This is a genomic window from Nitrososphaera sp. (assembly GCF_050748925.1).
GTDB lineage: Archaea > Thermoproteota > Nitrososphaeria > Nitrososphaerales > Nitrososphaeraceae > Nitrososphaera.
This window is the reverse complement of record NZ_JBOGQF010000059.1, coordinates 1-10,951: the sequence shown is the minus strand read 5'-3', so window position 1 is coordinate 10,951 and position 10,951 is coordinate 1. Positions and strand designations below refer to the sequence as shown.

The window sequence follows — 10,951 nt, the reverse complement described above, 5'->3', positions numbered from 1 at the left end:
CCAACGTACTCTTTAACTGCGAAGAGCCGGGGTCAAAGGACCAGAAGGGCGACAGCGCATTTCAGGACTTTGACATCAAGAACTATGGCATTGACGAAAACGGCGAGGCATTTGTAGAGGTGTATGGCAAGGCAGGCAGGACCCTGCCGTCGGGGGAAAAGACGATCTTTGCCTACGTCATACAGACTGACAACGGGACCTACGCGTCAGACTCTCACGAGGCGCAGCACGCAGACAACGAAGTCACTGCCAACCTTTCATGGCACGGGCACCTGATAGTGCTCGACTCGCAGGGCTGCATAGAAGAAGTGGACGGCTTCAAGAGCAAGGCCCACCTTGACGGGGACCGCGTCGTCATAACCGAAACAGGGGCAGGGCAGATACAAAAGGTGCAGACGGTCAGGCTCGAACTCCAGGTCGACGACCCTGACAACCCGCCGGCAGGGGCAACATGCATTGCCAAAGTAGTCGAAGTGTTTGACGAGGCCGTTGCGTAGGACCCGCGATTTACGAGAAAGAGCGTCGCCCTCCTGCCGCGTGACAGGCAGCGGGTTTTTTGAGAGCCCGGGGCGCTCAGAGTTTAATCCGGCTCGATTCTGCCAGCTCGTCAATCTGCCTTGCAAAAGGGTGATCAGGATATTTCAGGACGGTAAGAAACTCTTTTTTGCTGAATTGTATGTCGCAGTAGCAGGGGATTGAAGAGATCACTTCAATTCCAAGCTGCCTCGAAAGCGCGCTGGCGACATCCAGCTCTTGCCTCGAGGCCAGGACGACGCGAGAACTGGGCGCGATAAGGCCGGAATCCGGCATGCAGTAACCGGCAGTCTTGTTCAGGAGGAGGAAAGGCTTTGCGCCGTATCTTGTCAGCGAGTCGTATAGTTCAGTCGCCATGCTTTTCGTGCCGCTGATGTCCATGTCGCCCATCTTTAGGGCAAGAAAATAGGTGTCAGAGATTGCCAGGGCGCTTATCGACCAGAACCGGATGCCGGGGCTCGTGTCGATGATGATATAGTCCACGTCATAGTCGGAGATCAGTTTTTCGCGCAGCTGCACGAACCTCCTGAAAAGCTGCGACTTTAGGTTTTTCTGCGTGATCCCTTCCAGTTTGTATATCTCTTCCTTTTTGGGATTGGAGAAGCCGACCCATAATTTTCCAGGGGCCTTGGATGGATCGGACTCGGAAATAAGGTGCGTAAAATCGTTCATGACGTCGTCCACTTCGGCCTCGTTATTCAGGTAGTCATTGACCCAGAATTCAGGGGTCGTGTCAAAGTATGCCTGGATGCTCGGGGCATAAACGTCAAGGTCGAGAAGAAAAACCCTGTGCCCCTTTTTTGCCAGCAATGCCGCAAGGTTTGACGCCAGAGTCGTCTTGCCGGTCCCGCCCTTGTAGGAATGAAAAGCGATGCACCGGGCCATCACAGCTATTTCATTACTTTTGTATTTAGGATTTACTCTGCAATAGCTTGAGGAATTAGCAACAAGCATGCGCCCTCAAGTGCAGGATCGCGTGCATGGCATGTTCCGGAAGCGGAACGGAACGGAATCCACTAGAAGGACGCGCACGCTGTAGTTATATCAAAGGTGAGCCTTCTTTCAGAAATGGCTTATTGGCAGAGTGGCCATGCGGCGGGCCGGCCTATGAAAAAAGGCCAGAAAGGGCGCCCTGCGAAAGCAACCCTCCGGAGTTGTTTGCCGTGAAAATACCTTTGCTGGTGTCCCGCATCGACGATGCCATTTTTCCCGTCACCAGCAGAAGGGCGTCTGTCATATTATCGGCAGCAATCGTGGCGCTGCTGTCGCTTTTGATATTCTCGGTCCGGCAGAACATCCTGACCTACGACAACACGCTAGAGACGCTCTACTTCATATTGACAGTTGCAATCGCGTGGGGCATCGGCTCGTGGTTCCTGCTGGGCTACGTCAAGCAGGCGACCACCAGCTCCGGGACGCGCAGGGGGGCGTTTGTCTCCGCTCTTCACCTTGCCGTGGTCGTGACGCAATTTTCGCTGCTTGCAGTCATGCTGTTTGTGATATTTGACAGGAGCAGCGAATACATGATGCCCTATGTCAATGGTATAACGTCAGGTTTTGCCATATTGATAATGGGGGCGTTTGCATTCAAGATCCTGAGATGGTACAGAAAGTACAGCAGGAAGCTCATAATCCTGTTGTATTTCTTTACGGCCGCGTCGATTGCGGTGATGCTTGCGTCGGACCTTGCCGCAAAGTTCCTGATAACATACAGCGTGCAGGAATCCGCGCCCGGCGAGATTTCCCGCGAAGAGTTCCTGTACAGGAACTTTGAGGGAGGGCAGCTGGTCAAGAAGGACATCGAGCCGGATTACACTGTGTCATACATCGTTCCCCTCGCTTCCATGCCCGCCTTTATGATTCTCAACAACTATCCGGGCCTTGCATCGCTCCTCTTGCGGTGGGGCGCGACGTCATACACGCTGAACCTCTACAACAGGCAGCGGAAACGTGTAAACGGAGTGATATTTTTGATACTGATTGTACTCCCAATAGCGATTTTTGTCCTGGGACAGTCGCCCAACCTGCTCGGCATCACGCCGGAGCCGTGGACCCGTCCGCTCTTCAGGGGCGGCAACATTGCAATAGGGGTGCTTTTCGGCCTCGCATTCCTGGCAATGGCAAGGAAAGGTTCTCCAGTAAAGGACTACCTTACTGTTGCGGCCGTAGGCGTCATGATACTAACGATCGCGTTTGGCATCACCAACATGCAGCAGACGTTTGGAATCGCGGGCCATTCCCTGGTCCTTCTCTCGTCCTACATGTTTGCCATAGGGCTCTACTATTGCGCCGTTTCTGTGTCGCACGACTCTGCGCTGCGCAAGGAGATCAGGCGGTCTGCGCACGGTGCGTCAGCAGACCTGCTGGAAAGCGCAGGCACGGCCGAAATGTACGAAGAGCTTGAGCAGATGGTGCTGAAAGCATCAAAGCAGCATACGGCCAAGCTGCTTTCAGAGACAGGTGTCCGCCCGTCGCTTGAGGAAAGCGACGTGAAGCAATACCTGGACAAGGTGGTGTTGCCAGAAGTCAGGCGGGACAAGGAGGTAGGGCACGGGATGACGGCCTGATAGTTTTGCCCTTTTTGAATGACCGTCAGGTCCCGGGCCTGACCAGCATTACTTTAATCCCCAGCTTGCCTTGTACAGCGGCTTGACTTTGATAAATGGCGCTTCCTCTTCCTCCCATGGATCTTCCCTGACCCATTCAAACTTTTTGTAAAAAGCGCCATACAGTTTTTGGAACTCGTTGCCTTTTTCAATTATTTCCGCCGTTCCCTGAATCACGACTGCCTTGTCCATAGGGGACTTGTAGATGTCGACCACCAGGCCGACCTTCTTGTTCTTTTCAAGATTCCTGTACTTTCTCGAATCGTAATCTGTCGCAAAATAAAATGCGCCTTCATTAAAAATAAAGTTGACCGGCGTGATGTGCGGGATGTCGTTGTGGGACGTGGCTACTTTGCACAGTTCATTTCGCTCTAGAAACCTTTTTTCGGCTTTGGAAAACCTCGCGGCCTGCTTTGCCCGGGCCTTGCTTCTCTGAGCCATCATGTACAATGCACGGCGGAACTAAAAAGAGGCGCGCGTTTATCACAGGTTACTTTCCGACTGGCATTGGCAGCATAAATCCTGAGGATGAATTTTGCTTCCACAGGCCGCCGGCAGGCCGGGCATGCAACGGCAGACTTTTTTTCCCACATATTTTTGGAAACAGCAGGGCAGAACTATCGGAGCCGCGCGACATCCTGTTAATAAGAGCGGAGGGCGTACAAGGAGCAGAGGCAGTCATAGCCTATGAGCGGCACCAGCATGCCAAACAAGGTCTTTGGTACTGTAATTGCTCACAGCATGAGAGGCAAGATGCTTTCAAGGACCGAGTTCCAGACTCTTGCGGAATCCAGGGACCTCCAGGAGCTGGTCACGAGGATGAAAAACACAAGGTACGTCGATACGCTTGCCAGGCTTGGCGAGCCTCTGACGGCTGAAAAAGTGGATAATTCGCTGAGAGAACACCTCATCAACGTCCATGCAAAAATGATGCGCATAGCAGAAGGGGCAGAGGTGCTTGACGCCTATTTCTTGAAGTACATCACATGGAATCTAAAGATAATCCTCAAGGGCAAGGCGCTAGGCAAGAGTTATGACGACCTGCTGCCAAAAATCAATCTCAGGGCGGAAGAGTTGACGGGAAGGCGCGACATCGTTGTCAGGGCACTGGTAGCCAAGGACTTTGACGAGGCGGTCAATTCGCTGGCGGCGAGCGCGTTTGGCGAGGATGCCTCCAAGGCGTACGAAGCCTACAAGGCAAAGAAGGACATACGGGTGTTTGACACATATCTTGACCACGCCTTCTTCAGGACACTGGACAGGTCGCTCTATTTCGAGTCCAGGCTGCATGACGTCCAAAAGATTGTCGGCGTCGATGTCGACGCCTACAATGCGCTAGCCGTATTGAGAGGCAAGTTCTGGGGACTGGGCCCGGATGACATGAAGGACTTGATAGTCGCGACCACGACAAAGATCCCAGAGAGCGTTCTGGAAAACATGATGAGCGCAGAAAAGATCCGTGACGCCGTCGGCGAGCTGACCAACACAGCCTATAAGGAAATCGTCCCGGACAGCTCTGCCACCGACATCGAGGCGATCCTGCAGCTAGAGAAAGGATTTGAACAGGTCGCGTTGCGCCTGACCATGGGAGCGTACAGGACGGTCTTTTCCCTTGGCAACATGCTGGCTTCGCTAAAGCTCTTGATGCTGGAGATAAGGAACCTTGCGGCAGTGGTGACTGGCGTAGAACAGAGGATTCATGCTGACAAGATAATGGCAAACCTGGTGTTCAGCGCCTAATCAAAGATGCGAAAGCTGCCCACCATGGCCATAATGACAATCACGACTAGGATGATCAGCCCGAGGACAAAGGCGGTCGCAATGATAGGAATGTCGATGGTCACTTGCCGTCCCCCGCTTTTGGTCCCATGGCTTTCCATAGGTGCATGTTTTACTTATTTTTTTCGCAGAGGGTATTCTTTATGCATGAATGACAAGATAACGATCAAATAATAGTTGTTTTAGCTATTTTTCCCATCATTTCATGAATGTCCTTCATTGAAACGATCCCGATTGGAGCAGAGTAGGCGTGGACCATCACCTGCTTTATCTTGCGGTTCTTCATGACGGTAATTGCTTCCTGAACGGTTGTGCCGGGGGCGACAGCAATCACGGGGCTTGTCATGATTTCCCGGAGGCGTATTTTTTCCATTTCCTTTGCGCGGGTCATCTTGTCGAGTATGTCAGTTTCACTCACTATTCCAACAACCTCACCTTTGTGAGACACAAGCACGCAATTCTGGTTCCTTTCTTTCATGAGTTCAACGGCCCGGCGGGCGTACTCGTCGCTTTCAAGGAAAATAGCGTCGTAGTCAAGAACAATGCCAATTGGAGAGGACAGTAGTTCAGGGATGCTGAGGGGGAAGCCAGAAGGACCCGCTTCCATGGTCTGTGTAGAGCGGCGCGATATTTATGAATAGCTGATTCGGCGACTTGCATCTGCTGGGCATTGGCGGCATCTCGGAGCTTTTATAGAACACGATTGGGCGAACAAAAGCGTTGAAAGAGAAAAAGCCGCCGTATGAAAAGGAGAATGTGTACATCCTGGCGCGCGGCGGCAAGCGCCCGGAATACCATATCGCAAAGATCATCGGCCAGGGCGAAACGTCCAACCCGGATTCTGTCGGAAATGCCAGCACAAAATGCCTCCGCTATTACAAGAGCCACGAGTATTCATTGGCAGACGGGGAACCTCTGCGCGACGAGATTTGCCGCAAGTGCCAGTCGATGAGGCACAGCGGATGAAGGGGCGGTTTTGGCCTGCAACCGTCACGACGATGGCAGGTTAGATTTTGCTGCTTTTCTGCAGTCCATATCCGGGGTCACTTTGGCGGCAGCGCGTACACCTCTTCTGACCACACTACTCTTTGCACGCCGTCAATCTTCCTTACGCGGCCGATGATTTCCATGAGCTCCTGGTTGGTCTTGCAGGCATATTTTGCTACAATATCGGAATTGCCGATGTGAACCGAGACTGATTTGGCGCCGTCAACCTGGCGCACCTTGTGAGAAATTACGTTAACGTCGGCACCATTCACATAGACATGCAAATAGGCCACCCTGTAGCCCAGTTTTTTGTAATTTAGCTCGTACCTGTGTTCTATCAGGCCGCTTTGAATGAGATTTCTTGATCTTCTCTGTACAGTGCTCAGGGGCTTTGCCAGTTTGCCGGCCATCTCTGCGCTTGAAAAACCTGCAAGCATCAGTTCAAGCATCTTATTGTCAAGCGCGTCAATGTCGTCAAGACGGACAATGCGGTTGTCAATGGCGCCGTCTTTATCATTGCCGGCTCGGCGTCTCGTACGTCGTCAGGCCGCCCACCATTTTGATGATATACAATTGTCTTTTACCTCACTAATTGGATGTCATATCCCACTTAAGTAGGTGGTGAGCTTGCCGGGCCGTCAAGTCTAGATTTAGGGTGAAACGCAAAACAGCTCTTTTATCGCAGCCGTTGAGCGGCAAAGCAAACAGGCATTCCGCTGCGAGTCATGCGCAACCACGCTCAAACTATGCGCGTTCAGTCTGCCCAGCCAGCCGGAAACAAAGGTTAATTAAATCCAAAATGCGTTTTCACCCTTGCATTGGCACAGTTTAAACTCGTCGTCTCAGACGCGACAGGCAGGAGCATGTCGCAGGAGCTCAAGGACAAGGCCGCCCAGCCGCTGGTCGGCTCGAGGATTGGCTCGGTTATCGATTCTTCCGTTATCGGCATCGCAGGCGGCAAGGTAAAGATCACTGGCGGCTCTGACAAGTCCGGCACACCCATGCGCTCTGACGTGCACGGCGGCGTGAAAAAGTACGTGCTGATGTCAGAAGGCGTCGGCGCCAGGAACCTCGAAGGCGGCAGGATCCGCAAGCTCGTCAGGGGCAACATGGTGACTGAAGAGATTTACCAGCTGAACCTGAGGCTGGTCGAAGGCAAGCTCCCGGAAAAGCCAAAGGAAGAGGCCCCGGCAGCAGAGGCAGCTCCGGCAAAAGAAGAAAAGAAGAAAAAGTAATTTTTTACCCTCTACCTTAATATTCCGAAGAATTTCACGGTTACTAGTTGCACTGGAAAGAGACTTTGCCGGACTGGTACATCAAGGAATATGGATACCAGCCTAGCGTCAACATTGGCACCTCCGGCCACGTAGACCACGGCAAGACAACGCTGGTCGAGGCCATTACAGGGGTGTGGACGAGCGCTCACAGCGAGGAGCTGAGGCGCGGAATTACAATCAAGGTCGGCTATGCCGACGCGGCGTTTTACAAGTGTTCAGGGTGCGAGCCCCCGCAGTGCTATGGCACGCAGCCGACGTGCGAAGGCTGCGGCGGCAAGGCCGAGCTCTTGCGCGTGGTCAGCTTTGTCGACTCGCCGGGGCACGAAAGCCTGATGGCAAACATGCTGTCCGGGTCGGCGCTGATGGACGGCGCGATTCTGGTGATGGCCGCAAACGAAAAGGTCCCGCAGCCGCAGACCCGCGAGCACCTCCTTGCGCTATCCGTGCTTGGCATCCAGCAGCTGGTGCTGGTGCAGAACAAGGCAGACCTTGCGACGGTCGAGGAGGCGATGGACAATTACAACCAGATCAAGGATTTCGTCAAGGGGAGCATCGCCGACAAAGCGCCCATAGTCCCGGTTTCGGCGCAGCACAGGCTCAACGTCGACGCGCTGATAGAGGCCATGGAAAACAACATCAAGACCCCGGCAAGGGTCAGAAACGTCCCGGCCATCATGCACGTCCTGCGCTCGTTTGACATCAACAAGCCCGGCACGCCGATAAAGCAGGTAAAGGGAGGCATACTGGGAGGCGCGCTCGTGCAGGGCGAGTTTTCAGTCGGCGACGAGGTCGAGATAAGGCCGGGCCTCGTTGACGAAAAGAAGGGAAGGTACGAGCCGATAATATCGACGGTAGCGACGCTTGGCACGGGCGCGGGGCTGGTAGAGAACGTCAAGCCCGGCGGCCTCGTTGCCATTGGCACGAAACTGGACCCGACGTTCACAAAGAGCGATTCACTCATAGGCTCCATCATCGGCAAGCCCGGCACGCTGCCAAAGGACGTCGAGGACATTACCATCGAGACGCACCTCTTTGACACCGCTGTCGGGACTGCAGAGATGGTCAAGGTAGAGCCCATCAAGGTAAAGGAGCCCTTGCGCCTCAACATCGGCACGGCCGCGTCGGTCGGCACCGTGACGAGTGTGCGCGACGGCAGGATGGAAATCAAGCTCAAAAAGCCGGTGTGCCTTTTGCCAAAGAGCAGGGTCGCAATCAGCCGCAGGATTGCCGAGCGCTGGCGCCTTATTGGGTCTGGAATAGCGGTATAAATGAAAGTCCTGTGCGACACCAGCTTTTTGATGGTGCTTGTCGCCAAGCCGATAAAGAACATCGAAAGGGTGGAGCACGAGCTTGGCCATCTTGAATTTATCGTCCCGGACGTTGTCATCGACGAATTAAAGAGGCTCGAGGGCAAGGCCGGCCCCAAGAGGGCGACGCTTGCAAAAACGGCGCTCGCGCTTGCAGGCGCGAAATTCAAGACGGTAAAGGTCCCAAGAGCCGTGCACGTCGACGACTCGATAGTCGAATATTCAACCAAGGAAAAGTGCGCGGTGGCGACAATTGACACCAACCTGCGCAGGCGCCTGATAGCAAACGAGGTGCTGGTAATCACGCTGAGCCGTGACAGGCTCACGGTTGCAAACCCGAACCTGGATGCCTGAAAGCGATAAACTTTAAAATAAATTTCTGCTGCCACTCTTTATGCTCGACTTCAAGGGCGTAGAGTTCCACAGGACAGGCCACGACGGCTTCAAGCTGGTTGCAGGCAAGACCATCGTCTATATCGACCCGTACCAGTTGACGCAGGGGAAAAACGACGCCGACATTGTGCTCATTTCGCACAACCATTTCGACCACCTCAGCATAGAGGACCTGAAAAAAGTCGTGTCCAAGGATACTGCGATAGTGGCGGCCAGGGAATGCGCCGAGCAGCTAAAGCCGCTTGGGCTTTTGGTGACAGAAGTTGCGCCGGGTGACAGGGCAACGGTCAAAGGGATCAAGATCGAGATAGTTGCGGCATACAATACCAACAAGACATTCCACCCCAAGCAAGACGGCAAGGTAGGCTTTGTCGTCACCCTCAACGGCCTGCGCGTCTATCACGCCGGCGACACTGACGAGATACCAGAGATGTCTGAAATAAAGCCGGACGTCGCGCTCGTGCCTGTATCGGGGACATATGTAATGACGGCAGACGAGGCGGCAAAGGCAGTGGACGAAAAGATAAGGCCCAGGATGCTCGCAATCCCGATGCACTATGCGGCCATCGTCGGGAGCGAAAAGGACGCGGCCCGCTTTAAAGAGCTTGTAAAGGCGTGCCCCGTGGAGATACTGGCCAAAGAGTAACTTAAAAAAGCGGCAACAACTCCAGAACTGCGATGTTACAGGCCGGCGCTACGCTGTTTAAGGCAGGATCTTTTGAATTCAAGACAAGGCACCTCATCCTGATTGCCGTCCTCGCCATGGCGTTTTCCGTAGCCATGATAATGAGGGCGTACCCGGTAAAGTACGGCTTTTACCTCAACGAGTTTGACCCATATTTTGACTACAGGGCGGTGAAATTCATTCTGGACAACGGCCTTGACGCCTACTGGCAGTGGCACGACACGATGTCGTGGTACCCAGAAGGCCGCGACATTGCAGCCACTTCGCAGTCGGGCCTGCACGTCACTGCCGCCATAATGTACCAGATATTTGGCGCAGGGACGCCCCTCATGGACTTTACGATAATGTTCCCGGTGGTCATCGGGTCGCTCACAGTCATCGTGGTGTTTGCCCTCGTGCGCGTCCTTGCCGGCACCACCGCAGGCCTCTTTGCGTCGCTCATGTTTGCCTTCAGCACCCCCATCATACTGAGAGGCAACCTGGGCTGGTTTAAGTCAGAGCCCCTCGGCCTGTTCCTGGCGCTCATTGCGATATACCTCTTTATCTCGGCCATAAAGCACAGGGAGATAAAATACGCCATACCAAAGGCGGTGCTGGGCGGCCTGTTGCTCGGCCTCGCCAACGCGTCGTGGGGAGGCATACAGTATTTCGGCATCCCGATAGCGCTGTTCTTCCTCGCCCTGCCGTTTTTCAGGCGCGACACCACCGTCCCGATGTACGTCGCCATCGCGTTCACGGCCTTTACGCTGATCGCGGCCATCGCCTTCCCGAGGCCGGGCATCTCGTTTGTCGCGGGGCTGCCCGGAATCGCAATGGCAGGCGCCACTGCCTTTCTAGTCGCGGCGACTTTGCTGAAGCGCTTTGCTCCGAATGCCAGGGCGCGCAACACGGCGTTTCTGCTCATCGCCTTTGTGGCGGCAGGCATAGGCCTGATTGCGGCCGGCGCATACATCTCGCCCAGCTTCAGGTACCTCAACGCCGTCAACCCATTTTTGAAATCCGAGAACGCGCTCGTCGAGTCTGTGGCAGAGCACCTGACGCCCACCATCGTGGACTATTTCCTTGATTATTCCATCCTGCTGATGTTTGCCGGCTTTGGAGCATGGATGGCGTTCAAAAAGCGCAACGACGGGCTGGTGTTTGCGCTGATAATCGGCATCACCGGCATCTACGTCAGCGCCACGTTTGCCAGGCTGCTCGTCTTTGCGTCGGTGGGCATCATCGTGCTTGCAAGCATCGGCCTTGCAGAGGTGACTAGGAGCTTTATGGAGGGCAGGGAGGCTTCGTCGTCGCAAAAGGGCAAGAAGGTACAAAAAGCCGTGCTGCCGACGGGCTCGGGCGCCAAGATGATCTATGTCGGCGTCCTCATCGCCATGCTGCTCA

At 54.3% G+C, this 10,951-nt stretch carries 13 protein-coding genes; 9 read left to right on the top strand and 4 right to left on the bottom strand.

All coding sequences use genetic code 11. From position 1 onward, the window contains the following. On the top strand, positions 1–497 hold a 497-nt coding region (locus ACREAY_RS06465; protein WP_431754946.1), incomplete at its 5' end, for a hypothetical protein. Between the two features lie 76 nt (positions 498–573). On the opposite strand, the gene ACREAY_RS06460 is transcribed toward ACREAY_RS06465, so the two are convergent. Then, positions 574–1,419, bottom strand: coding sequence for an AAA family ATPase (locus ACREAY_RS06460; protein WP_431754945.1), 846 nt, complete (start codon positions 1,417–1,419; stop codon positions 574–576). A gap of 278 nt (positions 1,420–1,697) precedes the next feature. Here ACREAY_RS06460 and ACREAY_RS06455 point away from each other — a divergent pair, with 278 nt between their 5' ends. Beyond that, a complete protein-coding gene (locus tag ACREAY_RS06455; protein WP_431754944.1) occupies positions 1,698–3,101 on the top strand; it encodes a hypothetical protein in 1,404 nt (467 codons plus the stop codon). 48 nt (positions 3,102–3,149) lie between these two features. On the opposite strand, the gene ACREAY_RS06450 is transcribed toward ACREAY_RS06455, so the two are convergent. Then, a complete protein-coding gene (locus ACREAY_RS06450; protein WP_431754943.1) occupies positions 3,150–3,584 on the bottom strand; it encodes a pyridoxamine 5'-phosphate oxidase family protein in 435 nt (144 codons plus the stop codon). Between the two features lie 243 nt (positions 3,585–3,827). Here ACREAY_RS06450 and ACREAY_RS06445 point away from each other — a divergent pair, with 243 nt between their 5' ends. Further along, positions 3,828–4,880, top strand: a complete 1,053-nt coding sequence (locus ACREAY_RS06445; protein WP_431754942.1) for a V0D/AC39 family V-type ATPase subunit — start codon at positions 3,828–3,830, stop codon at positions 4,878–4,880. 205 nt (positions 4,881–5,085) lie between these two features. Here the strand turns inward: ACREAY_RS06445 and ACREAY_RS06440 are convergent, their stop codons facing one another. Further along, the gene (locus tag ACREAY_RS06440) at positions 5,086–5,526 is read right to left on the bottom strand and encodes a CBS domain-containing protein (RefSeq protein ID WP_431754941.1); all 441 of its coding nucleotides are present in this window, start codon (positions 5,524–5,526) and stop codon (positions 5,086–5,088) included. A gap of 113 nt (positions 5,527–5,639) precedes the next feature. Between ACREAY_RS06440 and ACREAY_RS06435 the strand changes: the two genes are divergently transcribed. Beyond that, positions 5,640–5,885: a hypothetical protein gene (locus tag ACREAY_RS06435; RefSeq protein ID WP_431754940.1), complete on the top strand. Its 246-nt coding sequence runs from the start codon at positions 5,640–5,642 to the stop codon at positions 5,883–5,885. 77 nt (positions 5,886–5,962) lie between these two features. Here the strand turns inward: ACREAY_RS06435 and ACREAY_RS06430 are convergent, their stop codons facing one another. Next, a complete protein-coding gene (locus ACREAY_RS06430; RefSeq protein ID WP_431754939.1) occupies positions 5,963–6,355 on the bottom strand; it encodes an Lrp/AsnC family transcriptional regulator in 393 nt (130 codons plus the stop codon). Between the two features lie 369 nt (positions 6,356–6,724). Between ACREAY_RS06430 and ACREAY_RS06425 the strand changes: the two genes are divergently transcribed. The 5 genes from ACREAY_RS06425 to ACREAY_RS06405 all read left to right on the top strand — a co-directional run. Then, on the top strand, positions 6,725–7,141 hold the full coding sequence (locus tag ACREAY_RS06425; RefSeq protein ID WP_431754938.1) for a S6e family ribosomal protein: 417 nt from the start codon (positions 6,725–6,727) through the stop codon (positions 7,139–7,141). Between the two features lie 47 nt (positions 7,142–7,188). Further along, entirely contained in the window at positions 7,189–8,451 is a 1,263-nt protein-coding gene (locus tag ACREAY_RS06420) for a translation initiation factor IF-2 subunit gamma (RefSeq protein ID WP_431754937.1), read from the top strand. Continuing rightward, entirely contained in the window at positions 8,452–8,844 is a 393-nt protein-coding gene (locus ACREAY_RS06415; RefSeq protein ID WP_431754936.1) for a PIN domain-containing protein, read from the top strand. It begins immediately after the preceding gene. Positions 8,845–8,884: 40 nt separating this feature from the next. Beyond that, positions 8,885–9,529, top strand: coding sequence for an MBL fold metallo-hydrolase (locus ACREAY_RS06410; protein ID WP_431754935.1), 645 nt, complete (start codon positions 8,885–8,887; stop codon positions 9,527–9,529). 32 nt (positions 9,530–9,561) lie between these two features. Next, positions 9,562–10,951: STT3 domain-containing protein (locus tag ACREAY_RS06405; protein ID WP_431754934.1), on the top strand; the 1,390-nt coding region annotated here is incomplete at its 3' end.

Coding starts and splice junctions, on each gene's coding strand:
- ACREAY_RS06460 (WP_431754945.1), bottom strand. CDS start 1,419: ATGGCCCGGTGCATCGCTTTTCATTCCTACAAGGGCGGGACCGGCAAG.
- ACREAY_RS06450 (WP_431754943.1), bottom strand. CDS start 3,584: ATGATGGCTCAGAGAAGCAAGGCCCGGGCAAAGCAGGCCGCGAGGTTT.
- ACREAY_RS06445 (WP_431754942.1), top strand. CDS start 3,828: ATGAGCGGCACCAGCATGCCAAACAAGGTCTTTGGTACTGTAATTGCT.
- ACREAY_RS06440 (WP_431754941.1), bottom strand. CDS start 5,526: ATGGAAGCGGGTCCTTCTGGCTTCCCCCTCAGCATCCCTGAACTACTG.
- ACREAY_RS06430 (WP_431754939.1), bottom strand. CDS start 6,355: ATGCTTGAACTGATGCTTGCAGGTTTTTCAAGCGCAGAGATGGCCGGC.
- ACREAY_RS06415 (WP_431754936.1), top strand. CDS start 8,452: ATGAAAGTCCTGTGCGACACCAGCTTTTTGATGGTGCTTGTCGCCAAG.
- ACREAY_RS06410 (WP_431754935.1), top strand. CDS start 8,885: ATGCTCGACTTCAAGGGCGTAGAGTTCCACAGGACAGGCCACGACGGC.